Annotated in this window: 28 protein-coding genes and 1 pseudogene; 14 read left to right on the top strand and 15 right to left on the bottom strand. The window is 72.9% G+C overall.

Going from position 1 to position 25,410, the window contains the following annotated elements:
* Positions 1-61: 61 nt before the first annotated feature.
* Both P3T41_RS29560 and P3T41_RS29555 read right to left on the bottom strand, forming a co-directional pair.
* Positions 62-586, bottom strand: coding sequence for an SRPBCC family protein (locus P3T41_RS29560; RefSeq protein WP_280693616.1), 525 nt, complete (start codon positions 584-586; stop codon positions 62-64).
* Positions 583-948, bottom strand: a complete 366-nt coding sequence (locus tag P3T41_RS29555; protein ID WP_280693615.1) for a metalloregulator ArsR/SmtB family transcription factor — start codon at positions 946-948, stop codon at positions 583-585. The genes P3T41_RS29560 and P3T41_RS29555 overlap by 4 nt, the downstream gene beginning before the upstream one ends.
* Before the next feature lie 91 nt (positions 949-1,039).
* Here P3T41_RS29555 and P3T41_RS29550 point away from each other — a divergent pair, with 91 nt between their 5' ends.
* Positions 1,040-1,783 (top strand): PIG-L family deacetylase, encoded by a 744-nt coding sequence (locus tag P3T41_RS29550; RefSeq protein ID WP_280693614.1) that lies wholly within the window; start codon positions 1,040-1,042, stop codon positions 1,781-1,783.
* A gap of 147 nt (positions 1,784-1,930) precedes the next feature.
* Positions 1,931-2,215 carry a hypothetical protein gene (locus P3T41_RS29545; RefSeq protein ID WP_280693613.1) on the top strand — a complete coding sequence of 95 codons (285 nt, stop codon included), beginning with the start codon at positions 1,931-1,933 and terminating at the stop codon, positions 2,213-2,215.
* Between the two features lie 36 nt (positions 2,216-2,251).
* Here P3T41_RS29545 and P3T41_RS29540 read toward each other — a convergent pair whose 3' ends face one another.
* Complete coding sequence (locus tag P3T41_RS29540; protein WP_280693612.1) at positions 2,252-2,869, bottom strand: helix-turn-helix domain-containing protein; 618 nt, start codon at positions 2,867-2,869, stop codon at positions 2,252-2,254.
* The gene (locus tag P3T41_RS29535; protein WP_280693611.1) at positions 2,866-4,425 is read right to left on the bottom strand and encodes an MFS transporter; all 1,560 of its coding nucleotides are present in this window, start codon (positions 4,423-4,425) and stop codon (positions 2,866-2,868) included. Before P3T41_RS29535 ends, P3T41_RS29540 begins: the two co-directional genes overlap by 4 nt.
* Positions 4,426-4,603: 178 nt before the next feature.
* Here P3T41_RS29535 and P3T41_RS29530 point away from each other — a divergent pair, with 178 nt between their 5' ends.
* Both P3T41_RS29530 and P3T41_RS29525 read left to right on the top strand, forming a co-directional pair.
* Complete coding sequence (locus P3T41_RS29530; RefSeq protein ID WP_280693610.1) at positions 4,604-5,299, top strand: DedA family protein; 696 nt, start codon at positions 4,604-4,606, stop codon at positions 5,297-5,299.
* An 85-nt stretch (positions 5,300-5,384) separates the two neighbouring features.
* A complete protein-coding gene (locus P3T41_RS29525) occupies positions 5,385-6,551 on the top strand; it encodes a DUF5954 family protein (protein WP_280693609.1) in 1,167 nt (388 codons plus the stop codon).
* A 74-nt stretch (positions 6,552-6,625) separates the two neighbouring features.
* Here P3T41_RS29525 and P3T41_RS29520 read toward each other — a convergent pair whose 3' ends face one another.
* From P3T41_RS29520 to P3T41_RS29510, 3 genes are all read right to left on the bottom strand, one after another.
* Positions 6,626-7,051: a hypothetical protein gene (locus tag P3T41_RS29520; RefSeq protein WP_280693608.1), complete on the bottom strand. Its 426-nt coding sequence runs from the start codon at positions 7,049-7,051 to the stop codon at positions 6,626-6,628.
* Positions 7,052-7,125: 74 nt separating this feature from the next.
* Entirely contained in the window at positions 7,126-8,631 is a 1,506-nt protein-coding gene (locus P3T41_RS29515) for a DUF2079 domain-containing protein (protein WP_280693607.1), read from the bottom strand.
* A 202-nt stretch (positions 8,632-8,833) separates the two neighbouring features.
* On the bottom strand, positions 8,834-10,147 hold the full coding sequence (locus tag P3T41_RS29510; protein ID WP_280693606.1) for a cytochrome P450: 1,314 nt from the start codon (positions 10,145-10,147) through the stop codon (positions 8,834-8,836).
* A gap of 76 nt (positions 10,148-10,223) precedes the next feature.
* Between P3T41_RS29510 and P3T41_RS29505 the strand changes: the two genes are divergently transcribed.
* From P3T41_RS29505 to P3T41_RS29485, 5 genes are all read left to right on the top strand, one after another.
* Complete coding sequence (locus P3T41_RS29505; RefSeq protein ID WP_280693605.1) at positions 10,224-10,637, top strand: PaaI family thioesterase; 414 nt, start codon at positions 10,224-10,226, stop codon at positions 10,635-10,637.
* A gap of 192 nt (positions 10,638-10,829) precedes the next feature.
* Complete coding sequence (locus tag P3T41_RS29500; RefSeq protein WP_280693604.1) at positions 10,830-11,117, top strand: DUF6296 family protein; 288 nt, start codon at positions 10,830-10,832, stop codon at positions 11,115-11,117.
* Between the two features lie 216 nt (positions 11,118-11,333).
* Entirely contained in the window at positions 11,334-12,548 is a 1,215-nt protein-coding gene (locus tag P3T41_RS29495; protein WP_280693603.1) for a glycoside hydrolase family 3 N-terminal domain-containing protein, read from the top strand.
* 139 nt (positions 12,549-12,687) lie between these two features.
* Positions 12,688-13,383: an HAD family hydrolase gene (locus P3T41_RS29490; protein WP_280693602.1), complete on the top strand. Its 696-nt coding sequence runs from the start codon at positions 12,688-12,690 to the stop codon at positions 13,381-13,383.
* Positions 13,383-13,811 (top strand): NUDIX domain-containing protein, encoded by a 429-nt coding sequence (locus P3T41_RS29485; protein ID WP_280693601.1) that lies wholly within the window; start codon positions 13,383-13,385, stop codon positions 13,809-13,811. The genes P3T41_RS29490 and P3T41_RS29485 overlap by 1 nt, the downstream gene beginning before the upstream one ends.
* Before the next feature lie 23 nt (positions 13,812-13,834).
* Here P3T41_RS29485 and P3T41_RS29480 read toward each other — a convergent pair whose 3' ends face one another.
* The 3 genes from P3T41_RS29480 to gndA are packed head-to-tail and all read right to left on the bottom strand — an operon-like array spanning position 13,835 to position 17,217.
* On the bottom strand, positions 13,835-14,665 hold the full coding sequence (locus P3T41_RS29480; RefSeq protein WP_280693600.1) for a family 1 encapsulin nanocompartment shell protein: 831 nt from the start codon (positions 14,663-14,665) through the stop codon (positions 13,835-13,837).
* Positions 14,662-15,774 (bottom strand): Dyp-type peroxidase, encoded by a 1,113-nt coding sequence (locus tag P3T41_RS29475; protein WP_280693599.1) that lies wholly within the window; start codon positions 15,772-15,774, stop codon positions 14,662-14,664. Before P3T41_RS29475 ends, P3T41_RS29480 begins: the two co-directional genes overlap by 4 nt.
* A 6-nt stretch (positions 15,775-15,780) precedes the next feature.
* A complete protein-coding gene (gene gndA, locus P3T41_RS29470) occupies positions 15,781-17,217 on the bottom strand; it encodes an NADP-dependent phosphogluconate dehydrogenase (protein ID WP_280693688.1) in 1,437 nt (478 codons plus the stop codon).
* A 291-nt stretch (positions 17,218-17,508) separates the two neighbouring features.
* On the opposite strand from gndA, the gene P3T41_RS29465 reads away from it, so the two are divergent.
* Entirely contained in the window at positions 17,509-17,871 is a 363-nt protein-coding gene (locus P3T41_RS29465; RefSeq protein ID WP_280693598.1) for a DUF3592 domain-containing protein, read from the top strand.
* Positions 17,872-18,044: 173 nt separating this feature from the next.
* Here the strand turns inward: P3T41_RS29465 and P3T41_RS29460 are convergent.
* Positions 18,045-19,208, bottom strand: a pseudogene (locus tag P3T41_RS29460) (DUF2254 domain-containing protein); the annotation flags it as partial.
* A 459-nt stretch (positions 19,209-19,667) separates the two neighbouring features.
* Entirely contained in the window at positions 19,668-20,504 is an 837-nt protein-coding gene (locus P3T41_RS29455) for an SDR family NAD(P)-dependent oxidoreductase (protein ID WP_280693597.1), read from the bottom strand.
* A 643-nt stretch (positions 20,505-21,147) separates the two neighbouring features.
* Between P3T41_RS29455 and P3T41_RS29450 the strand changes: the two genes are divergently transcribed.
* Positions 21,148-22,080 (top strand): hypothetical protein, encoded by a 933-nt coding sequence (locus P3T41_RS29450; RefSeq protein ID WP_280693596.1) that lies wholly within the window; start codon positions 21,148-21,150, stop codon positions 22,078-22,080.
* Between the two features lie 33 nt (positions 22,081-22,113).
* Here P3T41_RS29450 and P3T41_RS29445 read toward each other — a convergent pair whose 3' ends face one another.
* Complete coding sequence (locus P3T41_RS29445; RefSeq protein WP_280693595.1) at positions 22,114-22,341, bottom strand: hypothetical protein; 228 nt, start codon at positions 22,339-22,341, stop codon at positions 22,114-22,116.
* A 296-nt stretch (positions 22,342-22,637) separates the two neighbouring features.
* Between P3T41_RS29445 and P3T41_RS29440 the strand changes: the two genes are divergently transcribed.
* On the top strand, positions 22,638-22,922 hold the full coding sequence (locus P3T41_RS29440; RefSeq protein WP_280693594.1) for a DUF427 domain-containing protein: 285 nt from the start codon (positions 22,638-22,640) through the stop codon (positions 22,920-22,922).
* Between the two features lie 193 nt (positions 22,923-23,115).
* Entirely contained in the window at positions 23,116-23,901 is a 786-nt protein-coding gene (locus P3T41_RS29435) for an SGNH/GDSL hydrolase family protein (RefSeq protein ID WP_280693593.1), read from the top strand.
* Between the two features lie 90 nt (positions 23,902-23,991).
* Here P3T41_RS29435 and P3T41_RS29430 read toward each other — a convergent pair whose 3' ends face one another.
* Both P3T41_RS29430 and P3T41_RS29425 read right to left on the bottom strand, forming a co-directional pair.
* Positions 23,992-24,243 carry a DUF4190 domain-containing protein gene (locus P3T41_RS29430; RefSeq protein ID WP_280693592.1) on the bottom strand — a complete coding sequence of 84 codons (252 nt, stop codon included), beginning with the start codon at positions 24,241-24,243 and terminating at the stop codon, positions 23,992-23,994.
* Between the two features lie 116 nt (positions 24,244-24,359).
* Positions 24,360-24,518, bottom strand: coding sequence for a hypothetical protein (locus P3T41_RS29425; RefSeq protein WP_280693591.1), 159 nt, complete (start codon positions 24,516-24,518; stop codon positions 24,360-24,362).
* A 139-nt stretch (positions 24,519-24,657) separates the two neighbouring features.
* Between P3T41_RS29425 and P3T41_RS29420 the strand changes: the two genes are divergently transcribed.
* Positions 24,658-25,308 carry a TetR family transcriptional regulator gene (locus P3T41_RS29420; protein WP_280693590.1) on the top strand — a complete coding sequence of 217 codons (651 nt, stop codon included), beginning with the start codon at positions 24,658-24,660 and terminating at the stop codon, positions 25,306-25,308.
* Positions 25,309-25,410 lie beyond the last annotated feature (102 nt).

Here is a 25,410-nt window from a genome sequence, read left to right as displayed (position 1 = left end):
TATGCAACCCGCCTGACCAGCCGGGAGACCCGGTCTGACGCGCGCTCCGGCCGACGGGGCGTCAGCTCGGCCGGTACCGCTCGGGCACACCGATGGTGGCCGCCTCGGGCCCGAGCGCCGCGACGTACCCGGCGTGCAGCGCGGCCCACCCGGGGCCCGGCGGCCGGTCGTCCACGGCCCCCGCCAGCTGCCGCGCCAGCAGGTCCAGGCACTGGTGCCAGCCCGCCCCGTCGCGGGCCGCCTTGCCGCGCTCGTCCAGGGTGTCGAGCAGCACCAGGGTGCTGCCGCCGGCCCGTTCGGTCAGCTCCAGGCGGATCACGTCGGTGCCCCATTCGAACTCCAGTACCGCGGGCGGGGTGTACGCGAGCACCTTGCCGTGGAAGGCGGGTGCCCGGTCCAGCGGATCGGTGAAGGTCAGCGTGGCGCCGACCGCCCAGTCGCCGGTGATCCGCTGCGGGAACCAGGCCGCCAGTTGCTCGGGCTCGGTGAGCGCCCGCCAGACCCGCTCCGGTGGGTGCGCGAGGTCGCGGCTGAACCGCAGCCGCCAGCGGTCGCCGGCCGGTTCCAGGGTTCCGAGGTCGCTCATGGCATGCTCCCGTTCTCCGTCCGCGGCCCAGCGCGTCGCCGTTCGACCGCGGGATCGTCGTCCATCGCGTCCAGTTGACGTTCGAGCCGGTCCAGGCTCTCGCTCCAGAGCTCCCGGTACGGCGCCAGCCACTGCTCCAACTCGCGCAGCGGTTCGGCCCGCAGCCGGTAGAGCCGGCGCTGCTCGGCCACCCGCACCTCGACCAGGCCGGCCTCGCGCAGCACCCGCAGGTGCTTGGAGACCGCCGGTTGGCTGGCCGCCAGGGCCTGCGCCAGTTCGCCGACCGACCACTCGCCGCCGCGCACCAGCTCGAGTATCCGGCGGCGGCGCGGCTCGGCGAGCACCTCGAAGAGCGACGTCACGACGTCAGCATGCCTCTCCAGTTATATGCTCGTCAAGGCATACGATGGCCGTGCACAACTCACCGCACCCTGACCGGCTGGGAGTCGCACCGTGACCGACGAGAACCTCGCCCCGCTGGCGCCGCTCGACGAGGACTGGGAGCGCGCCCTGGCCGTGGTGGCCCACCCCGACGACATGGAGTACGGCGCGGCGGCCGCCGTGGCCCGCTGGACGGGGCAGGGCAAGACCGTCGTCTACGCCATGGTCACCAGCGGCGAGGCCGGCATCGACTCGATCGACCCGGCGCAGTGCGGGCCGCTGCGCGAGGCGGAGCAGCTCGCCTCGGCCGCGCTGGTCGGCGTGGACACCGTGGAGTTCCTGCGCCACCCCGACGGCACGGTCGAGTACGGGCTGCCGCTCCGTCGCGACCTGGCCCGGCTGGTGCGCCTGCACCGCCCGGAGATCGTGATCACCACCAACTTCCGGGAGACCTACGGCGGAGTCTTCCCGAACCAGGCCGACCACATCGCCGCCGGGCGGGCCACCCTGGACGCGGTGCGGGACGCGGGCAACCGCTGGGTCTTCCGTGAACTGACCGCCGAGGGCCACCAGCCGTGGGACGGCGTGCGCCAGGTCTGGGCTGCCGGTTCTCCACAATCCGGGCACGGCGTGGACACCACCGACGCCTTCGAGGCCGGGGTAGCCTCTCTGGAGGCCCACGCGGCCTACCTGGCGGGCCTGGGCGGACAGATGGCGGACGCCCGCGGCTTCCTGGAGTCGATGGGCCGGGCCACCGGCACCCGGCTCGGGTCCCGGTTCGCCGCCGCCTTCGAAGTGATCGATCTGCATTTCTGAGGTCACTTCCGAGTCGGGGCCCGGCAGCGCGGGCAGGCTGCTGTGGCTAGGATGTGACTGGTTGTCAGATCGCGAGGGCGGCACCGGCTGCCACCCTCGGCGCAGCGCGCGATCCCCCGCGCTATCCCCCGGAGTGGAGAGAACGCAATGGCTGAGGAAGCGGCTTGCTGGGCGGCCTGGACCACCAAGAACGTGCGCTCGGGTCCGGGCGGTGTGCTCACCGCGGAGGGCGCCAAGCTCACCGGTGACCTGAGCGTGCACACCACCTGGACGGGCACCGAGGCGATCCTCACCGTCCAGTACACGGACGCCCTGGACTGGTTCACCCTGCAGGGCAGCCCGAAGACGGTGACCGACGAGCTGATGGCCCGCGACCTGCACCAGGCCGCGGTCAACGCCGTCAAGGCCGGCGGCGGCGCGGCCCTCGACTGAGACCGACCGGCGATCGGCGCTAGTGCCGGCGCCCCGTCAGTTCGCCGGGCTGGCCGCCGCCAGCAGCTCGCGCAGCAGCGGCTGCAGCTGCTCCGTCGGCACCGCGGCCAGTTCGGCGAAGGCGCCGCTGGAGCGGGCCAGCACCACCCCGGCGAAGGCGGCCGCCGCCAACTCGGCCCGCAGCCGCGGCCGGTCCGCGCCCTCCTCGGCGAACCGGTCCTGCAGTGGCCGCACCAGCCGCTCGTCGAGGTAGTCACGGGCGGCCTGCTGGACCTCGCTGCTGTCGCCCGGCAGCACCGCGGCCTGGAAGGACGGCCCCGGGCCGCGCCGGTCGAAGCGCTCCAGCAGGATCCGCAGCCGGTCGTTGTCGAGCAGGTCGGCCGGGGTGGCGTCGCCCAGTTCGAGCCGCACGGCGGCCAGGTACAGCTGCGTCTTGCCCCCGAAGTAGCGGGCGATCAGCGCCGGGTCGACACCCGCGCGCTCGCCGATCTCCCGGGTGGTGGTGCGCTCGAACCCGCGGTCGGCGAACAGCTCCACGGCAGCCTCGATCAGCAGTTCGCGGCTGCGGGCGGCGTCCCGGCGGCGAGCGGGCGCGGGCCCCGCCCCGGCGGCCGACGGCCCGTCAGCGGTCGCGCCGGCGGCGGCCGCGGTCACCGCTCGGTCCGGGCCTGGACGACGGGCACCTCGTCCTCACCGGGCGCGATATCGGCGATGCTCTCGTCCACCATCAGCTCCTCGTCCACCGTGGCGCGGTCCACTGCCACGGCGCCGCGCCGTGGCAGCACGATGGTAACCACCCCGGCCACCACCCACACCGCACAACTGATCAGCGCGGCGAACCGGTAGCCGTCATTGGTGGGCAGCAGCTGCCCGGGGGCGGTGTGGGCCTGCAGCACCGCGCCGCAGAGCGCACTGCCGGTGGAGTAGCCGACGTAACGCAGCACCTGGTTGAAACTGACGGCACTGCCGACTTCCCGGGCGGGCACCGAGCTGACGATCAGTCCGGGCATCACCGCGAACGTGCAGCCGACGCCGAGCCCGGCGATGCCCATCACCACCAGCAGCTCCCAGAGCTGACCGCGGGCGAAGAGGAAGAAGAGCACCGAGACCAGCGAGACCGCGCAGCCCAACGGCAGCACCAGCGCGGTGGAGGTGCGCCTGGCCAGCACCGGGACCACCTTGCTGGAGAGCACGCTGACCGCCGAGAACGGAAGCAGCACCAGGCCCGCGACCACCACCGACTCGCCGAGGCCGTAGCCGGTGGCGGTCGGGGTCTGCACGTAGCGGATCACCAGCGACATCAGCAGGTACATCCCGACGCCGGCGACCAGCCCCGCCACGTCGGCGGTCAGCACCACCCGGTGGGTCAGCGTGCGCAGCTCCACCAACGGGTGCTCGGTGCGCAGCTCGTGCCAGATCCAGCAGGCGAGCAGCAGCACCGCGCCCGCCGCCACCGCCCAGAGCCGGCCACTGGCCCAGCCCCAGTTCTCGCCTTCGCTGAGCACCAGCAGCAGTCCGGTCAGCGCCAGCCCGAGCAGCACGGCGCCCAGCGCGTCCAGCGGACGGGCGGTGCGGTGCGTGGTGGGGGGCAGCACCAGGGCGGCGAGCAGCAGGGCGAGGCCGCTGATCACGGCACCGAACCAGAAGCCCGCGTGGATGCCGAAGGACTCGGCGATCAGGCCGGTGAGCGGGTAGCCGAGGCCGACGCCCGCCACGGCGGTGATCGAGAGCAGCGCGACCGCCGAGCGCGAGCGGTCGGCGGGCAGGCTGTCACGGGCGGTGGCGATGGCGAGCGGGGTCAGGCCGAGTCCGATGCCCTGCAGCCCGCGCCCGACCACCAGCCAGCCGAAGCCCAGCGGCAGCGCGGCCAGCACGCTGCCGAGCACCACCACGGCGGCGGCGCCCAGGGTCACCGAGCGCCGCCGCGGTCCGTCGCCCAGGCGGCCGAGCACCGGGGTGGCGACGGCGCCGACCAGCATGGTGATGGTCAGCGACCACTGCGCGTCGGCGAGCGAGACGTGGTCGATGGTGGCGATGGTCGGGACCAGCGGCGCGCCGAGGCTGCTGATCACGGCCACCACCATGCCGAGAAAGACCAGCACCGGCACGAGTGCCCGCTGACGGAGCAGCGGCATGGCCGGTGGGGTCGGCGAAGTCGTGGTGAACGTCGCCATGGACGCGCCCTCCTGGAAGTCATCAACTGATGTCATCCGATGATGACATAATCATCGAGGCGCGAGAAGCCCCCGGCGAGCAGCCCGTACCAAGGCCCGGTGGCCGGAACCGGTCGCTGACCGGAAACCAGGTGCACTGGACCGGAACAGACCGTCCGTTTCGCGCGTTGCGGCTGGAGGGGATCGGGGCGATCGGGAGAGAGCAGGCGCGGCGATGGGCTCGTTGACCACCATGGTCCAGGCCGCCGGCGTCTGGGCGTACGCCCTGGTCTTCGTCCTCACCGCCGCCGAGACCAGTGCCTTCATCGGCGTGGTGCTGCCCAGCGAGACGCTGATCCTGTTCGCCGCCGCGCTGGCCGCACACGGCATGCTCGCCGCGCTGCCGCTGGCCGCTGTCGTGATCGCCGGGGGCGTCGTCGGCGACAGCATCGGCTACCTGCTCGGCCGCCGGCTGGGCCCCCGGGTCGCCGCCGAGCGCCGCTCCCGCCTGCTGCGTCCCGGCGGCCGGGTCGCCCGCGCGGGCGGCTACCTGCGCGAGCACGGCGGACCCGCGGTGTTCACCGGGCGCTTCATCGGGTTCGTCCGCTCCTTCGTCCCGTTCGCGGCCGGCGCCGCGCGGATGCCCTACCGCCGTTTCCTCGGCTTCAGCGCGGCCGCCTCGCTCGCCTGGGGGTTGGGCAATGTCGCGCTCGGCTACTTCCTCGGCGCCTCGGCCGAGCACCTGCCGCGCTCCGTCGACCTGGCCGGCGCGGCCGTGCTCGCCGGAGCGGTCGGCGCGGCCCTGCTCGCGCTGCGGGTGCGCCGTCGTCGGCGGGCCGCGGCGGAGCAGCCGGTCCGCCTTCCGCCGGCACCGCGCGGCGAGGAGTCCCCGGCACTGGCGCCCGCGTACCACACCGGCTCCGCCGAGTAGCGGATCACGGCCCAGGGACCCACTTTCGACTGAACCGCTTTCCGGCGGACCGCAACGGCCGACCGGCCGCCGCCATGCTGTCGCCATGACGGAAGACGCAGAGCACGTCCCCGCCTACCGGACCATCCGGATGTCGCCGCCGGACGCCCCCGTGGCTGTCCTGGCCGACCTGGAAGCCTGGCGGGCCAGGGATCCGTACCCGGAGTTGCGCGGCGCCGACGGGCCCGCGTTCGGCATCGCGCGCGAGCGGGAAGAGGGTGGCTGGCGGCTCGAACCGCACTTCGGCAACCCCGACCCGCAGGACGCCCGGGACTCCATGGCGGCCGTCTTCCGCCGCCAGGCACAGGAGGCCGAGGAGGCCGGCGACGAGGAGCGGCGCCAGGCCTTGCTCACCGCGGCGGAGCGGCTGGACTGGGAAGTGATCGACGAGCTGACGGTGCACGGCACCCGCTACCGGGTGGTGCGGTGCGAGCGGTTCATCCGGACCGGTCCGGACGGCCCCGAGCCGCCACGCCCCACCGACCCCGATCCGTCCCCGGCGGGCCTGTCGCACAAGGAGCGCGACCCGGCCGACGGTTTCGTGCTCGACCCGGTCTCGGTCACCGGGCTCTCCGAGGGAATCCTGAAGTTCGAACTACTCGGCCTGGTCCACCCGGTGGACCCGGTCGACCGGGACGTGCAGGAGGACGGCATCCGGGCCGCGCACACCCATCCCGGCGGGGTGCTGCTGCCGGCCGTCTTCATGGTCGCCGAACGGACCACCTTCGGCTGGCAGCCGAGCCTGCCGGCGGTCGCCACGTCACCCCAGGACGCGCGCGACTCGATCGCCTTCGGGCTGCGCGTGGTGGACCCGGTGCGGCGCCGGCTCGACCGGGCCCAGCGCGAGGAGTACGCGCGAGCCGCCCAGTGGCTCGACGACAACCGGACGAACGATCTGGAGGTCGCCGGACGCCACCTTCGGGTGGTCCGGGTCGAGCGGCTGGTCCGGATCGGCCCGGACGGCCCCGAGAGCCCGCGCCCCTCGGACCGCAGCCTGCAGCCGCCGTTCAGGGTGCACGACCAGCAGCTGCGCGCCAAGGGCCTGATCCCCGAGGACGAGGACGAGAACACCCCGATCGTGCTCAGCCCGGCCGCCGAGGAGATGCACCAGCTGATGGTCAAGGAGCAGGAACGCCGGGCCGCGCTGGCCGCCAAGGAGCAGCGGCGCAGGAGCGGCAAGAAGAAGCCGAAGCGGGGCGGCGGCCGCAGGTAGCCCCCGGCCACCTCAGCCGCCTGCCCCCGGCGCGGTGGCCGGGGGCAGGCGGCTGAGGGCGGATCAGGGGTGGGTCAGGAGGTACGGCGGACGTACGGCTCCCAGATCACCTTGATCGACCGCGTCTGCTGCGCGGGGCCCGGGCGGTGCTGCACCGCCACGCCGAAGGGCGGGGCGCCGGAGCGCCGTGGGGCGTTCGGCTGGGCGGTGATCGCGGTCCACGCGTTCGGGCAGGCCACCGGGGTGCTGTTGTCGGCTGTGGCGAAGTCGCAGGTGGTGCCGTAGATCACGCCGTTGGTGTCGCTCCCCTCCACGAAGATGTGGTTGCCCATGTCCGCGATGGTCACCCCGCAGGCGGGGGCGGCGCCGGCGGGGAATGCCTGGGTGGTCGTCCAGGCGACGCCGGTCGTCGGGCTGCTCGTCTTCGCGCTGCCGAGGTCGATGTGGCCGCTCTTGACCGCAGCGGTGTAGAGGATCGAGCCGTGGATGACGTTGGACAAGTCCGCGCACGGTCCGGCGGCGCCGGTGTTGCCCGTCGCACCGGTATTACCGGTCGCGCCCGTGTTCGAGCCGTTCAGCCGGTCCGGGTGAGCAGCACGTAGCCGTCCTCGTCGGCGACGTCGCGGTACCCGTGCGCGCGGTGCCAGTTGAGCCGGTTCTGCTCGATCTCGGTGGTCAGCGGCCAGCGCTTGTTCCACGGTGTCCAGGTGTCCACCAGGATCCACTGCGGGTCGGGCCGGCTGGGTTCCCAGCCGAAGAGGGCGACGGTGGTGCGGTTGGTGAGCTGGGGCACCAGCAGGGTGGAGGCCTGGACCGTGGCGCCGTCCGGGATGCGGTCCATCAGCCGGTGGGCGACGGCGAGCCGGGGGTCGGTCCGCCAGGTGGCCGGCTGGACCAGTTGCCAGAAGGGGAACTGCGGCACCAGCAGCAGGCAGACCGCCGCCGCGCCCAGCAGGTATCGCCGCACGCTGCCCTCCTGCGCGCGCCGAGCCGCCAGCGCCTCGACGAAGGCGGCGAAGACGATCGGCATCAGCACCAGCGAGTAGTGGTAAGCGGTGCCCCAGTGGACCGAGTTGGTCGAGACGAACCGCCATACCAGCGTCGGCACCGCGACCCACACCAGCGAGGAACGCAACGCCAGGAAGAGCGTGGGGGCCAGCACCAGCACCAGCGTCGTCGCCTTGGCCTCGGGGGTGACCAACCCGACCGTGCCCTTGTACAGCAGGCCCGCCAGCACGGTGCCCGCGCTCGCGCCGTCGCCCGACCCGCCGCCTGAGCCGCCGCCCGGGCCGCCGAGGTACGACCAGTAGGCGAAGTCCCCGCTCGGGTTGAAGGCCGGCAGGACCACCAGGACGGCCAGCAGCGACCCGGCCGCACCGGCCGCGGCCGTGCCGAGCCCCAGCCTCCGGCTCCCCCGCCGGGCGATCACCAGACCGATGGCCGCCACCGTGAGCCCGAGGTCCTCCTTCACGAGCAGCAGCGGCAGCGCCCAGTACGCGGCGGCGCGCAGCCTGCCGTCGCCGAGCGCGGCCAGCGAGAGGGCCAGCAGCGGGACGGCGAAGGCCACCTCGTGGAAGTCGAAACCGATCGCGCTGGCGACCCCCCAGGACAGGCCGTAGCAGGTGGCGATCACCGCGGCGGGCCCCGAGCCCAGCGCGCGCCGGGCCCAGAAGGTCAGCGGCAGCATGCCGGCGGTGACCAGCGCGGCCTGCACCACGAGCAGCGTCACCGGGGTGCGCCAGACCCAGTAGAACGGGGCCACCAAGGCCAGCACGGGCGAGAAGTGGTCCCCCAGCACGGGGAAGCCGGGCGCCTTCAGCTCGGAGACCGGCAGGTGCCCGTCCGCGTAGGAGCGGACCACCTGTTCGAAAATGCCCAGGTCATAGCTGTTGGAGAGGATCCGCTGATGGATCCGCACGGACAGCGTCGCGTAGACGATGAAGAACGCTCCCGCCAGGCCCCAGACCCACCACGCGCTGCCCACGCTGGGCGGCAGCAGGTACGGCTGCGGCACCCGCCTTTCGGGGCCGGACTGCTGCGGTGGACGCCTGGTGGTGCTGCCGGTGGGGGGTGCCTGCATGTCCACACCTTCCGGAAGTCGCTCTCGAAGCCGATGCCGATGCCGATGCATCACGGGCGATGCATCAGGCCGATGCCGATCACGATGGCAGCAACGGTCCGGCCCCCTGGGGGAAGGGAATTTTCGGCAGCGCAGAATCAACCGAATGGCCGCAGAATCCGCTGCGGGTGCGGGTCTGTCGGTGATGCGCCAGGGTCAGTGGTCACTGGTCCTGCCGCCACTGGATCGGCAGTTGCTTGAGCCCGTTCTGGAAGTTCGATACGAGGCGGGTGGGTGAGGCGCCGGGGACCGCTTCCAGGCCGGGCAACTCGGCGATGACCCGCTGAAGCATCGCCCTCAGCTGGATTCGAGCCAGTTGCGCCCCGATACAGAAATGCGGGCCATAGCCGAAACTGACATGGTCGTTCGGCGTTCGCGTGATGTCGAAACGGTCGGGGACCGGAAAAACGGTCTCGTCGCGATTCGCGGCCGCGTGGTGGACGACCACCTTCTCACCGCGCCGGATCCGCACACCCGCCAGCTCGAGGTCCCGGGTGGCGGTGCGCCGAAAATGCAGCACCGGCGGCCAGAACCGCAGCATCTCCTCGACCGCCGAGCCGATCAACTCGGGTCGCTCCACCAGCAGTCGGTACTGAGCTGGGTGGCTGAGCAGCGTGTACAGACCGCCCGGCAAGGAATTGCGTACCGTCTCGTTTCCGGCGACCGCGAAGAGGAAGAACGCGGTCTCGAACTCCTCCGTACTCAGTCCGCCGTCCCTCATCCGGGCGAGCACGCTGCCGGGACGGGGTCGTTCGGCCAGCGCGTGGGCGTAGGCGAACATGTCGGCCAGGGCGGCGCGCGAGCGCGGGTTGACGGGCCTGCCGTCCGGCGTGCTCGGGGCGGTGCTGGGGCGACGGGCGAGCGCGGCGCGGCCGAGGGCGGTCAGCCGACCCGGATCGGCCGTGCTGGAGTGGGCGTAGTCGGCGTCCTGGTAGCCGATCACCCGGTTCGCCCAGTCCACCAGCAACTGCCGGTCCTGCTCCGGAACGCCCATGATCCCGGCCAGCGTCCGCGCCGGCAGGTCCGCCGCCAACTGCACGAAGTCCGCCGCACCGTGCTCCCGGACCGAGCCCACCAGTTCGGCCGCATGACGCTCGACGGCGCTGGCCAACTCGCCCAGCGCACGCGGCGTGAAAGCCCCCGCGGCGATGCGGCGCAGCCGGGAATGGTCCGGTGGATCCTGGTTGAGCATCATCGTGCGGGCGAACTCCAGCTCTGCCGGGGAGTCCGGGTCCCGGAGCTGGGTCGCGCCCAGGTGTGAGGAGAACAACTCCGGCGTGCGCAGCACGTGTTTGACATCGGCATGCCGCAGCACCGCCCAGTACCCGGGCCCGGCGGGCCAGTTGCCCACTCGGGGCTCCTCGACCCAGCAGACCGGCGCCGCCGCGCGCAACTGCGCGAACAGCTCGTACGGCACCCCCTCGGCATAGGTCTCGGGCAGGTAGATCCGATTCACCCGCGCCTGATCGAGGATCACAACGACCGACCGTACGACAGAAGCGACGGGCTGTCAGCTCCTGGTCGCGAGGCGGCCGTTCCTGGAGACTGGCGCCATGCCTCTCACCTGTGCCGAAGCGGACCAGATCCTCGCCGACAACTTCGCGCCCTGGGTACGGGCGCTCCGGCTCCAGGTGGTCGAGACCGGCGAGCGCTCGGCGCTGCTGCGGCTGCCCTGGTCGCCCGAGCTGGCCCGGGAGGGCGGCGGGCTGTCCGGGCAGGCGCTGATGGCGGCGGCGGACACCGCGACCGTGATCGCGCTGTCGGCGGCGCTCGGCGGCTTCGGCCCGATGACCACGATCCAGCAGTCGACCAGCTTCCAGCGCGCCGTCGTCGGGGCGGACGTCCTGGTGGCGGCCCGGGTGACCAAGCTGGGCCGCCGCCTCGCCTTCACCGAGGTCGTTCTGACCGCCGAGGGCGAGCAGGAGCCGGCCGCCCAGGCGAGCACGGTCTACGCCTTTCCCGGCTAGCGATCCGATTCGCCGCGCCGACCTCGGTGTGGCCACGACGAAATCGACCGTATTTTGTTGTGATGATCTGATCTGCGGCGTAGTGGCCATGCCAAAATGGGATTGAACGGCGGATTGTTGGGCAGACGCTGAGGGATCGGCCCGGACGGCGGTCCGGGCCACCCGGTTCGCCGGTCTTGAGGAGGTCCGATCGTGGAACCCGTCCAGCGCTATGCAGTCTCCCTGCCAGGCCAGGCCGGTCGGCACGGGCCCACCACCGTGGTCGTGGTGCACTGGACACCGAGGACCACGGCCGGTCATGCCGTCTATACCGACAGCTCCGGGGATTTCGAGGTCACCATCGACGCAGGCGGCGTGGCCAGCCTGCTCGATGCCGACGCGGGGCACCAGCACCAGTGCCTGCACGCGGTACCGCTGCCACAGGCCCGCTCCTCTGCGGTCTCGCCCTTCCGGGAGGCCTGGGGCGGCCCGGTGAGCTGACCTGGGTGCAACGGGATGACGGTGGGTCCCGGAGCGTGTTCGCTCCGGGACCCACCGTCATCGGCGCCCTGGCGGGCCGCCGTCGCACTGACGGCCCGCCGGTCGGTGCGCTCGGGTGGCCCGACACGAAGACGTTTGTCCGGCCTTGCGCGCCTTGTCCGCTCTGGTGAGCGATGCTCGAACAGACGAGTCGGCCCACCCGAAGGACATCACGTCATGGAACCACCCCGCCGCTGGCTGCTCGGCACGCTCGCGCTGCTGCTGAGCGGCTGCGCCCCGGCCGCGCCGCCGCGCGCGACGGCGGCCGGACCCTCCGCCGCCTCCGCCGGGTCACCCTCCGCCACCAAGCCGTCCCCCGCCGGGTCGCCCTCCGCCGCACCCTCGCTCGCCCCGCCCGCCTCGCTGACCTCGACCGCCGCACCCGCCCTGACCTCCGATCAGCTGGCCGGCCAACGCGTCGTCTACTCCTACCCCGGTCCCACCGTGCCGGAGTCGCTGATCACCGCCGTGCGCTCCGGGCGGGCCGCCGGGGTGATCTTCTTCGAGTCCAACACCGCCGACCCCGAGGCGTTCCGCAACTCGGTCGAGGCGTTGCGCCAAGCGCAGCAGCAGAGCCCGATCCGGCTGCCGCTGCTGCTGATGACCGATCAGGAGGGCGGCCGGATCCGACGGTTGCCCGGGGCGCCGGAGCTGTCGGCACGCGCCGTCGGCCAGTCGGCGGAGCCGCTGGCGGCCGCGCGCGCGGCCGGCACCGCCGCCGCCCGGAACCTCGCCGCCGCCGGCCTGAACGTCAACCTCGCCCCGGTGCTGGACGTCTACGCCCAGGACGGCGACTTCATCGACGCCACCCAGCGCTCCTACAGCCATGACCCGACGGCCGTGGCCGCGCTCGGCGCCGCCTTCATCAGTGCCCAGCGGCAGGCCGGGGTGGCCGCGACCGCCAAGCACTTCCCGGGCCTGGGCACCGCACCCGCCGGCGCCGACACGGACAGCGGGCCGGCCACCCTGGCCGCCTCGCGGACCCGGCTGGCCGAGGCCGACGAGACCCCCTACCCCGCCGCGATCGCCGCCGGGGTCGACCTGGTGATGGTCTCCTGGGCCGTCTACCCCGCGCTCGACCCGGACCACCCGGCCGGCCTGTCACCGACCGTGGTCGGCGGCGAACTGCGCGACCGCCTCGGCTTCCACGGCGTGACCGTCACCGACGCCCTCGAAGCCGGCGCCCTGCACCCCTACGGCACCACCGGCCAACGGGCCGTCTCCGCCGCCCTGGCGGGCATGGACCTGCTGCTCTGCTCCGCCCAGAACCCCACCCAGGGCCAGGACGCCACCACCGCCCTCGCCGACGCCCTCACCACCGGCCGCCTGGACCGGGCCGACTTCACCGCAGCCATCACCCGGATCACCAACCTGCGCGCGGGCCTGCACTAGGCCGCGTCAGGCAACCTTTGCCCGTCAAGGAGCGGCGCCCGGGCGAACGAAGGGGGTTTGACGACAGGACCAAGGGTCCGCTCCCCCACCGCCGGAAAACGGGCTGCTCCCGCGCGCCCGTCCCACGTACGGTGTCCGGATGCGACGTGACGATCAGGTCCTGGTGTTCGATGCCGACGACACGCTCTGGGAGAACAACATCCGCTTCGAGCGGGCGATCGAGGCCTTCCTGGACGAGGTGGTCCCGCCCGCAGCCGACCGGGCCGCCGCCCGCTCGGTGCTGGACGCGATCGAGGCGGCGAACGCGGCCGTCCACGGGTACGGGTCGCAGGTCTTCCTGCGCAGTCTCGGCGAGTGCTTCGAGCGGCTGCACGGGCGTCCTGCCAGCCCGGCCGAGCGGGCGCGCTGCGAGGCGCTGGCCGCCACGGTCAGCAGAGCCGAGGTGGAGCTGATCCCGGGCGTGGCCGAGACGCTGGGCGCGCTCGCCGAGCGGCATGAGTTGCTGCTGCTCACCAAGGGCGACCGCGCCGAGCAGCAGGCCAAGATCGAGGCCTCGGGGCTGGCGGGGCGGTTCCGGGCGGTGCACATCGTGCCGGAGAAGGATGTTGCGGCCTACCGGCGGCTGGCCGAACAGCACGGGCTCGTGCCGGAGCGCAGTTGGATGATCGGCAACTCGCCGAAGTCCGACATCGTGCCCGCCCGGCGCGCCGGGCTGAACGCGGTGTTCATCCCGCACCAGCACACCTGGGTGCTGGAGAACGACGTCGAGCTCGACCCGCACGACACCGGGGTGCTGCGGCTGGCCGCCTTCACCGAGCTCGGCGAGCACTTCTGATGGGTGATCAGCAGAAGCGGATCGGCGTGTCCTGCGTCTTCGTCTGCCACGACGGCGCCGGGCGGCTGCTGCTCGCCCGGCGGGCGGCCGGGGCGCGCGACGAACCGGGGCGCTGGGACTGCGGGGCGGGCGCGCTGGAGTTCGGCGAGAGCTTCGAGGCGGCGGTGACCCGCGAGGTGCGCGAGGAGTACGCGACCGAGGCGCTGGCGATCAGCGTGCTCGGAGTGCGGAACGTGCTGCGCGGCGAGCCGGTCGACTCGCACTGGGTCGCGGTGGTCTGCGCGGTGCGGGTCGACCCGGCGGCGGTGGCGATCGGCGAGCCGCACAAGTTCGACGCGCTCGGCTGGTTCGCCCCGGCCGAGCTCCCGACGCCTCGCCACACCCAACTCGACGCCACCCTCGCCCTGGTCGACCTACGGCGTTTCTGACGGTCCGTCAAGCAAGCTGCCCGTCAGCCCTTGGACGCGGCGGCGAAACCGGCGGGCAGGTCGGTGAAGGTGACCGCGGCCTCCGGCGAGTAGAGCGCGAAGGTCAGCGACTCCTGCAGGTAGAGCCGCACCGAGTCGGCGTCGTGGCCGAGGTAGCCGATCGAGAGGTCCTGGCCCAGGTACAGCTCGAAGTCACCGCCTCGGGTGGAGAGCACCACCGCGCCCTTCAGCGCCGGCGCCCAGATGATCTCGCCGGTGACCACCCGGGCCAGGTGCTGGCGCACCGGGTAGCCGTGGTTGGAGGTCTCGTTCACCGCCGTGTAGGCGTCGGCGCCGAGCAGCAGCGAGTAGGGGCCGTCCACGCCGGCCAGCCGCAGCGTGCTGAGCGCCCGGCTGACCGCGTCCGGGTAGTCGACCACCTCGGCGGGCAGCGAGAGCGACGGGTTCTGCGAACCGGCGCGCACCCCGGTGATGCCGGCGGCCGACCAGCCGTCGAAGATCGCGGTGTCCTCGGCCAGCGCGATGGTGCGGGCGGCGTCCTTGACCGGCTGCCAGTCGGAGTCCTTGGCGCCGCGCTCCACGGCGTCGACGGCCTCCCGGCTCAGGGTGAACGGCGCCCGCAGCTCGACCACCGGGCGCGACTGGCGCGCGTACGCCTCGGTCCCCGGCACCAGCGCGGCGATCTCGCTCCGGTGGCCGTTGCCGACCGCCGCCAGCCCGGGACCGGCCGGTCCGGCCAGGTCGACCACCCGGCGCCCGGCCAGGTGCAGGGTGAAGGTGCGCCGGGCCTCCTCCTCGATCTCCGCCCAGGCCTCGGCGGAGACCGGGGCCAGCTCGCGGTGCAGGTTGTTCATGGGGTGGTACTCCTCTTCAGGCTGCCGATCTCGAGACTGCCGGTCTTGAAGCTGTCGGTCTTGAAGCTGCCGGTGCTGACACTGCCGGTGCTGACGCTGTCGGTGCTGACGCTGTCGGTCACGCCAGCGGCCGGCGCGGGCGCGGGCGGGTCGTCCAGCAGGTCGGCGGCCGGGACGAAGAACAACCCCCCGGTCACCGCGGTGGAGAAGTCGAGCAGCCGGTCATGGGTCGCCGGCGGCCGCCCGAGGAACATGTTCTCCAGCATCTCCTCGGTCACCGCGGGCGTGCGGCAGTAGCCGATGAAGTAGGTGCCGAACTCACCGCTCGCGTACGAGCCGAACGGCATGTTCAGCCGCAGGATCTGCCGCTCGGTACCGTCCGGGGCCGGGTCCAGACTGGTGAGCGCCACGTGCGAGTCGGCCGGCTGCTCGGCGGCGGGCAGTTCGACGTCGGCGAGCTTGGTGCGGCCCACCGCGCACTCCTGCTGCTCGACCGGCAGCGCCTGCCAGGCCGTCAGGTCGTGCAGGTACTTCTGGACGATGACGTAACTGCCGCCCGCGAACGCGGGATCCGCCGCGCCGATCAGCGCGGCGGCGTCGGCCTCGGTGCCCTCCGGGTTCTCGGTGCCGTCGACGAAACCGAGCAGGTCGCGCCGGTCGAAGTAGCCGAAGCCGGCCACCTCGTCCACCACGTCGGCGGCGCCCGCGAGCCGCTCCAGCAGCTGCCCGGCCAGCTCGAAGCAGGCGTCCTGGTGCTCGGCGCGCAGATGCAGCAGCAGGTCGCCGGGGGTGGCGGGGGCGGTGTGCGCGGGACCGCGCAGCTCGCGGAAGGGGTGCAGTTCGGCGGGGCGGGGGCCGGCGAAGAGGCGGTCCCAGAGCTGAGAGCCGATCCCGGCCACGCAGCTCAGCCGCGCCTGCGGTCGCCGGAAGCCCACCGAGCGGCGCAGCGGCGCCAGTTCGGGCAGCAGCTCGCGGACGGCCGGCTCGCCGCCGGGGCGCACCGTGAGCACCAGGAAGAGCGCGGCTTCGGTCAGCGGGTCTCGGACGGCTTGCGGCCGCGGGGCCGGCCCGGTCTGGGCCGCCCCCGCGGTGTCGTGCTCGGTGGTCACGGTCGGTCAGTGCTCCTGCTCGCTGCGGTCCCCGGCCCAGAGCGTGTGGAAGACGCCCTCCCGGTCGGTGCGACGGTAGGTGTGCGCGCCGAAGAAGTCGCGCTGGCCCTGGATCAGCGCGGCCGGCAGCCGGCCGGCCCGCAGCGAGTCGTAGTAGGCCAGCGCGGTGGCGAACCCGGGTACTGGCACGCCGAGTTGGGCCGCGGTCGAGACCACCCGGCGCCAGGCCGCCTGGGCGTCGCCGAGCGCCTCCCTGAAGTACTCGTCGGCGAGCAGCGTGGGCAGCTGCGGATCCGCCTGGTAGGCGGCCGTGATCCGGTTCAGGAACCGGGCCCGGATGATGCAGCCGCCGCGCCAGATCGAGGCCATCGCGCCGGGGGCGATCTGCCAGCCGTATTCGGCGCTGCCGGCCTGGATCTGGTTGAAGCCCTGCGCGTAGGCGACGATCTTCGAGGCGTACAGCGCCTTCTCCACGTCGGCCGCGAAGGTGTCGGCCGCCGCGCTGTCCAGCCAGGTCTCGGTCGGCCCCGGCAGGTCGCGGGCCGCCTCGCGCAGCGCCGTGCTGCCGGAGAGCGAGCGGGCGAAGACGGCCTCGGCGATGCCGCTGACCGGCACGCCGAGTTCGAGCGCGGTCTGCACGGTCCAGCGCCCGGTGCCCTTCTGCTCGGCCCGGTCCTGGACGATGTCGACGAACGGCTGCCCGGTGGCGGCGTCGGTGTGGCCGAGCACCTCGGCGGTGATCTCGACCAGGTAGGACTCCAGGCGGCCCCCGTTCCAGGACCGGAAGATCTTGGCGATCTCGGCGGGCTGGCGGCCACCGCCGTGCCGCAGCAGGTCGTAGGCCTCGGCGATCAGCTGCATGTCGGCGTATTCGATGCCGTTGTGCACCATCTTGACGAAGTGTCCGGCGCCGTCGGGGCCGACGTGGGTGCAGCAGGGCTGCCCGTCCACCTTGGCGGAGATCGACTCCAGCAGCGGTCCGAGCGACTTGTAGGCCTCGGCGGTGCCGCCGGGCATGATGCTCGGGCCCTCCAGCGCGCCCTCCTCGCCGCCGGAGATGCCGGTGCCGACGAAGTGCAGACCGTGCTCGCGCAGCGCGGCCTCGCGCCGCCGGGTGTCCAGGAAGTGCGCGTTGCCGCCGTCCACCACGATGTCGCCCGGTTCGAGCAGCGGGACCAGCTCGTCGATCACCGCGTCGGTGGGCTCACCGGCCTTGACCATGATGACGATCCGTCGGGGGCGTACCAGCGCGGCGACGAACTGCTCCATCGTCTCGTTCGGGACGAACGCACCCTCGTGGCCGAACTCGGCCATCAACGCGGTGGTGCGCGCGGTGCTGCGGTTGTGCAGCGCGACCCGGTGGCCGTGCCGGGCGAAGTTCCGCGCCAGGTTGCGGCCCATGACGGCCAGGCCGGTGACGCCGATGTCGGCTGACTTCTGCACGCTCATTCAGGTGACTCCAGTCGCTGGTCCGGAACGGTGACACGGTCGAGGAGGCGTGATGACGGTGAACAGTCCTTAGCCTGCCGTGCCGACCCCCGCTAACGCACCCCGGCACGCGGGACGGGAGGTACAGCGTCAGCTGGCGCTCCAGCCGCGCGGCGCCGTGGTCGATGCCCGACCTGACCCCGCCGAGCCGGGCGGCCGAGCGCCGCGCGCCACGCCCTGTCGAGGCGCGGTGCGCGGCGCTACCGTGGAGGGAGTCGTCAGCGTCGGCCCGAGGGGATGGTGGCCGTGTTCGCACTGCTCGCGTTCAACCTGCTGTTCGGCGGCGTGCTCGCCTACCTCGCCGGGGCCGCCGGGCTGGCCCAGAACCGGCGACTGCGGCAGACCGGGATAGCGGCCACGGCCCTGGTCAAGCGCCGGCCCGAGGGCCGTCCACTGCTGCAGTTCGCCACCCGGGAGGGGCTGGTGATGGAGGTCTTCTCCCCCGTCGAGCTGCGCGGCGGCCCCGAGGTGCCGGTCCGCTACGACCCGGCGGACCCTCGCCTGGTGCTGGTCCAGGGGCGGGAGCGGCGCGCCGTCGAGTACGGCTTCCTGGGCGCTGGTGCGGCCATCGTCCTGACCGCCCTCACCCTGGCCGTGTTGTCACTCTGATCGACCGGCCCGGCCGCCACGCGCAGTGCCTCGTACCGCCGTTGCACGTCCGCCCGGTCCGCCGGCTCGGGCACCGTCGCCTCGCAGAGCCGCCAGATCATCGCGCCCTGCTCCAGCAGCACCGCACGCCGCTCGGGCCGCGCGGTCTGCTCCATCACCTTGCTCAGCGCGTCCAGTTGACGGATCATCACGGCCGGCATCGCGCCGGAGCACTGGCGGATCTTCTCGAAGGCGCGCTGGACCAGCCGGTCGTAGTCCGCCTGGTAGGCGATCAGCCGGATCCGGCCGCTGCGGTCGCGGTGCACGCGCTGCGGGTGCCAGCTCTGGTCGATCCGGCACAGGCAGTCGCTGAGCCAGTCGATGCAGGTCAGAGCGGTGAAGGTGTCGTTGACGGCGGGCGACAGGGCCCGGATGGCGATCTCCACCAGCTGGTCGACGCCGAACGAGATGTCCTGGGTGAGCGTGCGGTAGGGGCCGGTGATCTGGCCGCGGCGCAGCTCGCGGGCCACCCGCTCGGCGTGCTCGGCCGGCCAGACCACCATCAGCGGGTGGCCCTGGACCAGGAAGTGCCCCGGCCGGTGCGGCAGGTGGATCACCACGTCGGCCTCGGTGGCGATCCGCAGCAGGTGCTGGTGGCTGATGTACTGCAGGTAGCCGCTGGCCGCGGTCGGGATCGCCGCGCCGCGGGAGGTGACCAGGGCGAGCAGCCGCTCCCGGTCGAGGCCGCAGTCGCCGCGCACGGGAGCCGGCTGGTCCTCGCCGCCCTGGGCCTCTATCGCGCGGGCCAGGTCGGCGGCGATGGCGGCGATCACCTGCGGCAGTTGGATCATGGTGGCGATGTGGTTGATGAAGTAGATCAGCACCGCGAGATCGAGCCCGGTCAGGCCGAGCGCGATGGTGATCGACAGGTGCGGGACGAAGTCGCCGTGCGGCCCGGGGCTGATCACCACCAGCACCAGCACGCTGTAGCAGAAGGTGGCGACGAACGCGCCGAGCGCCAGCTGGGTGCCCCGGTCCCGGATGAAGTTGCGCAGCATCCGGGGGCCGAACTGGGTGGAGGCCAGGGTGAGCGCCACGATGGTGATCGAGAAGACCAGGCCGACCACGGTGATGATGGCCGCCGCGATCGTGGTGAGGATCTGCCGGGCGCCGTCGGCCGTGCCACTCAGCACCCAGGTGGCCAGCTTGAACCGCCCGTCGTAGGCGGCCCGGTCCAGCGCGGTGGTGGCCGCGAAGAGCAGCACGGCCAGCAGCGCCTGGATCGCCGGGACCAGCCACAGGTTGGTCCGCAGCCGCTCGCGCCGCCAGTCCGCCGACCGGAACACCCTGCCGCGCATCAGCGCGCCACCCGAACCCGCGGCCGGTCCGTGGCGGAGGGCATGGGGGTGGGACTGCTGGCGAGCACGAAGGCCTCCTGGCAACACGGGACGCCGCACGGCGAAACCGCGCGGAGATCAGAGCTGTCTCCTGTTGCCGACCAGACTTCCCGGCGCACCAGCCGATGAGCCTAGCCCACCGGCGCCGGGGGTGTTACCGCCGCGTCAAGATCTGCCGTCGCCGCCGACGACGAGGTGCCCTCCGACACCCTGCGGGCATGCCGGAGCCCGGCGCCGGTGGCACTCGGCGCCGGGCGGCCCAGGGGCGGGCTACTGGTTGGCCTTGCGGCCGTGGTTGGCCTTCTTCTTGCGCCGGGCCCGCTTCTTCCTCGCTCGCTTGGACATGGTGTGCGCCGTGCTTTCTCTGGTCGGGGCTTCCTCTTGTCTGGATACTGCTCAGGTGGTTACCGGGCCCGCGGTTCAGGCGCGGGTGACCAGCAGGTCGGTGAGCTTGGCCAGCCGGCGCTGCGAGCGCTCCTCCTGGGCGGCCGCGGCGGTGGCCGCGATGTCGCCGCCGTCGTAGTAGGCGCCCGGCGTGAGGCGGAAGTCCGGCAGGCAGAGCCGGACCACAGCCGCCGCGCCCTCGGCGGCGGGCGCGCCGACCCGGCCGTAGAGCGGGAGCAGCGCGGTGTCGCACAGGCCCGGGTTGACGCTGACGGCGGTGATGCCGGAGTCCGCCGGGGCCATGTCGCCGGTGGCCATCGTCAGGGCCAGCTGGGACTGGGCGTAGGCGGCGACCCGGGAGTACTTCTTGGTCCGGTTCGGGTCGTTCCAGTTCATCGAGGCGGTGCGGTGCAGCGAGGAGGAGACGTTGACGATCCGGGCCTGCCCGGCGGCGGTCAGCGGGGCTCGCAGCAGCTTGGCGAGCAGGTGCGCGGCCAGGAAGTTCACCTGGAACGAGACCTCGTTGCCGTCCGCGGAGAGGGTGCAGCGCTCGGGCGCCATCACGGCGGCGTTGTTGATCAGCAGGTCGAGCGCCGGAACGGCGGTGGACACCGCCTCGGCCAGCCCGGCGACCTCGGCCAGGCTGGTGAAGTCGGCCGCGTAGCTGCGGAGTTGCTCGCTCGGCAGGCCTGCCTCGTGGACCAGCCGGTCGACGGCCCGCTCGCCGTCCTCGACGGTGCGCGCGTGCAGCAGCACGGTCGCGCCCTGCTCGGCGAGCAGTCGGGCGCTCTCCCAGCCGATGCCGGAGGAGGCTCCGGTGACCAGGGCGGTGCGACCGGCGAGGACGGACTGGTTGTTCAGGACTGCGGACATGACCCATCCAAAGGGTGCTGGGCACAACCCGGGGTGCCGAGACGCGGTGAGACCGCGCCGCGGGGGCCGGGCGTGCGGGGAAACGCGCCGGAGCGCGTGGCGAAGACGCCGCTCGGCCGATCGCGACAGGCCGACCCGAGGCGGATCGGCAGCGCGAGTCGCAGCCGTGGAGCGGGGGTGAAGCGGTGCTCACGGTGTGCGCGTGGGCCGCTGAGCGATCACGAGGACGCGGTCGGGCCGCCGGCACAGCCGGAGAGCAGAGAGCGCGGGTGAGCCGGTATCGACCCACCCGCCGCGCGACCAGGCTCAGCTACGGGGAGGCAGCACTACCGAGCGGCGCGAACAGGCGCGCCGGGCCGACCCGCGCGCGGATGCGGCGGTCGGTCGTGGTGGCGGATCGGCCTGTTCATGACGTTCATTCAAGCCAACCCGATCGCGCCGGGCAAGCCCGTTCACTCGCTCTGATGAATCCTTGATGTCCGCCGCCCCCAGGTTTCACCGAAGTTCCGGGCCAGTTCCGGCCGAGTTACGGCCATCGCCGGAGCGGCGATGACCGAGGCCGCCCTGGCCATGTCAAGCTTGACGGGCCATCAGGTCCCGCCCCGAGCCGCTCCGGCTACGGGCGCCCGATCCAGGAGGCCGCGTGGGCACCTTCGCCAAGCAGTCGTCGCAGTCGTTCGCCAAGCACTCCTTCACCAAGCACTCCTTCGAGTCGATCTACCAGCAGCCGCTGCCGCGCGGCTACTTCCATCGGCTGGCGCCGCTGCGCTATCGGACCCCGGACTTCGCGCGCGGGCTGCTCCCGGAGACGATCGCCCGGCTGCGCCGCCGCACCGGCCGGCAGCGGCTCAAGATCATCGATCTGGCCTGCGGCTACGGCATCAACAGCGCACTGCTCAAGTTCGGGGTGGACTTCGCGACCTTCGCCAGGCGCTATCCGGCGTCGGCCACGCCGCCCGGGTGGGCCGCTTCGCACCTCGCTCCGGCCGCCGAACGGTCAGTCGCCGAGCGGTCAGCTGCCGGACGGCTCGACCCGGTGGACGCCGACGGTGACGGCACCCACCAGGCCGTCGCCCGCGACAGCGCGTTCCTGCGGGCCAGGCCGCGGGACACCGAACTCACCGTCGTCGGGCTGGACGTCTCGCGCCCCGCGACCGAGTACGCCCTCGCCACCGGCCTGCTCGACGCCGTCGTCAACACCGACCTGGAGCACGAGGACCCCACCACGGCCGACCGGGTCGCGCTGGCCGGAGCCGATCTGGTGCTGGCCACCGGGGCGTTCAGCTACCTCGGCACCGCCACCCTGGACCGGGTCCTGGCCCTGCAGAGCACACCGCCGGTGGTGCTGGGCTGGCCGCTCTACGGCCAGCCCACGGAGTCGCTGGCCCGCTGCCTGGCGGCCCACCGCCTCACCGTCACCCGACCCGACTCGACCCCGCGCCACCAGCGGCACTTCGCCGACCCCCGGGAGCGCGAGGCCTACCACTACTCGCTGCGCCGGCTGCGGCTGCCGTTCATCGGCTCGGCGGCCGAGGCCAGCCTCTGCGTCACCTCGCTGCTGGCTCATCCTGCTTGATCCGCCGTACAGGCCCTCGCATCAGCTCTGGCGTCACACGGCCCGGCTGAGCGACGCCTGCGCCCGTCGCCCCACCGGCGCCGCGTGGCGCCCCCGCTTGCGGCTCACCCGTCGCGGCCCGCGGCCACGACGGGTGAGGCCGAGGGCCGACCCGGTCGCCCGGGCGCGCGCTCGGCCGGCGTCGCGGCGAGCCGGGTCGGTCAGGCTGAGCAGCAGGGCCAGCAGCGGCGGAACGGTCAGCAGCAGCATGGTCAGCGTCATGGCGGACACCTCTTCCGATCGTCAACGAACGGCCCGAGAGCAGTCTCACCGCTCCGCGCCACCGGTAACCGCCCGTCACACAATCGCCAGGGCCCTTCACCCAGCGGGCCGCGTCGGCGCTGCGGCGTCCGGCTGCAGGCCGATCCCGTCCGAGTGATCACCCGTAACCGGCCGCCCCGCAGCCGGGCGGACGTAGGCTGGAGCCATCGCCGCCCAGCAGCACGGGCACGGCAGCACCAGCACGGCAACACCCGCGCAGCGATGACCCGATGAGCGAAGAGAAGAGGAACCGCCCGATGCCCACCGCGTACTGGAACGGCCAGGTGATCGCCGAGAGCGACGACACCGTGGTCGTCGAGCAGAACCACTACTTCCCGCTGAGCGCCGTCCGGGCCGAGTTCCTGGCCGACTCGGCGACCACCAGCAGCTGCCCGTGGAAGGGCACCGCGAACTACTACACGCTGGTGGTGGACGGCGAGCGCAACGAGGACGCGGTCTGGTACTACGCCGATCCCAGCGCCGAGGCCGAACAGGTCCGCGACCGGGTCGCCTTCTGGCGCGGCGTCGAGGTCCGCGCCTGACCCGCCGCGCGGGGCCGCCCGGCCCCGCGCACCTGACGCAGTCTCACCCCGTTCATCCCGCCTCCTCGCCCCGGCGCGAACCTCCGCACACCATCGGCCCAGGTATTCCCGCCGCCCGGGTGGTCAACGTCACGCTCCGCCACCCCACACCTACGGTGGCGTAGGTCACTTGAGACAGTGAACTATTCTGCCCATGGCTGACCATCTGGAGACCCTTGACCCCATCAGCTCCTACGCGGCCCTCGGCGACAGTTTCACCGAGGGCCTGAACGACCCCCGCCCGGACGGCGGTTTCGCCGGCTGGGCCGATCGCCTGGCCGAGCTGCTGGCCGACCGGCGACCGGCGGGCGAGTTCCGCTACGCCAACCTCGCGGTGCGCGGACGGCTGCTCGACCAGGTCGTCACCGAACAGGTCCCCCAGGTCCGGCGGATCCAGCCGGACCTGGTGACCTTCTGCGCCGGCGGCAACGACATCCTGCGTCCGGGCAGCGACCCGGACGAGGTGGCCGAGCGCTTCGAGGCGGCCGTCTCGCAACTGCGCGAATCGGCGCGGACGGTGCTGATCAGCACCGGCTTCGACACCCGGAGCATGCCGGTGCTCAAGCACCTGCGCGGCAAGATCGCGACGTACAACGGGCACCTGCGGGCGATCGCGGACCGCAACGACTGCGCGGTGGCCGACCTCTGGTCGCTGCGCACGCTGCAGAACCGTCAGGCGTGGAGCGAGGACCGCCTGCACCTCTCCCCCGAGGGGCACCAGCGCGTCGCACTGCTCACCGCCCGGGCGCTCGGCCTGACCACCGAGGAGGACCCGGCCGCGCCGTGGCCCGCCGAGCAGTCGCACACCGCCGCCGAGCAGCGCCGGGAGAACCTGCAGTGGGCGAAGGACTACCTGCTGCCCTGGGTCGGCCGGCGGCTGCGCGGCGAGTCCTCTGGCGACCACGTGGCGGCCAAGCGGCCCGACCTCCTGCCGCTGTGAACGTCTGAACAGCACCGTGCCCGGGCGCCCTGCGGAGGGGGCGTCCGGGCACGGTCATGAGCGGTGCCGGGCAAGCTGACTGACGGAGCGTCAGCCGATCTGCCAGATCGATCCGTGGCTGCCGGCCAGCGTCACCGCGAGCACGATCAGGTCGCCCGCGCCGAGCGCGAGGCCGAGCAGCGCGCGGCCACGCCGGGCCGTGCCGCGCACCAGCGCGAGCGAGCCGAGCACCAGGGCCAGCGGCCCGAAGACCACGTTGAAGAGCAGCAGGCCGATCAGGCCGACGACGAACGAGGCGACGGCCATCCCGTCCGCCTCACTGGTCAGCGTCCGAGTTTCCATCGGATTCCCCTTTCGGATGACAGAACGAGTGGTGACAGAACGAGTCGTGATTGAACGGGTGGTGATTGAACGGGTGGTGACGGAGCGGAGAGCGGCCTCCGTCGCCTGACGGTGCGTCAGCGCTGGCGCAGCCGGGCGAGGCCTTCGCGGGCCCCGAAGACCAGCAGCCAGGTGCCGATGGCCGCGGCGGCGATCAGGAAGTGCGCCAACGTGGTGTGCGCGGCGGCGCCCAGCAGGACACCGGCGACGGCGAGTGCGGCAAAGAGGAAGATCATGGTCGGACCCTTCAACTGGCAGGAAGCCCCGGGCACCGCCGGCGGACACCGCGCCCAGTCGAGCTTGAGCTAACAAGTGTTCGCCGACATCCCCACTCTACGCTGGCGGAAGTCGGCAAACAGTTGTTTACTGAATGATGTGAGTCACATCGTCGGAGTCAGAGCCGCCCAGAAGGAGCAGAGCCGCCGCGCCCTGCTGGACGCGGGCCTGCGGCTGCTCGAACACCAGAACCTGAGCGGCCTCGGCGTCCGGGAGGTGACCCGGGCGGCCGGGCTCTCCCCGGCCGGCTTCTACCGGCACTTCCGCGATCTGGACGAACTCGGCGTGGTGCTGGTCACCGAGTCGCTGCAGAGCCTGCATCTGATGATCCGGAAGATCCTGGCCGAACAGGGCGATGCCGAGGAGCTGATCGACGGCGCGATCGCGGTGATCGCCCGGCACGTGCGCGAGCACCGGGCCCACATCCGGTTCCTGACCCGTGAACGGCACGGCGGGGTACGGCGGGTGCGCGAGGCGATCGCGGCCGAGCTGGCCACCTTCACGGCGGAGACCGCCGCCGCGCTCGGCACCCAGCCGCAGAGCGCCGGCTGGAGCGCCGAGGACCTGCGGATGCTCGCCGGCCTCTACGTGGAGCACCTGGTGGCCACGGCCGCCGCGTTCCTGGAGGCGCCCGACGCGCCCCCCGCCGCCGCACGCGCCGCCGAGCGCCGGATCGCGGCGCTGGCCCGTGACCAGCTGCGCCTGATCAGCCTGGGCCGCCGGCACTGGCCGACCGCGCCGCGCACCTGACAGACCCGCGCCGGGCCCAGCCGGACAGCGCCGCTCCCGCCCAGGTCAGCCGCCGACCGCTCCGGACGGGTGAGTCCGCCGGCCTGCCAGTGTCCTCTCCCG

This window comes from Kitasatospora sp. GAS204B (assembly GCF_029892155.1).
Classification (GTDB): Bacteria; Actinomycetota; Actinomycetes; order Streptomycetales; family Streptomycetaceae; genus Kitasatospora.
Note: the sequence above shows the minus strand (reverse complement) of the source record. Positions and strands in the feature narration are given on the sequence as shown.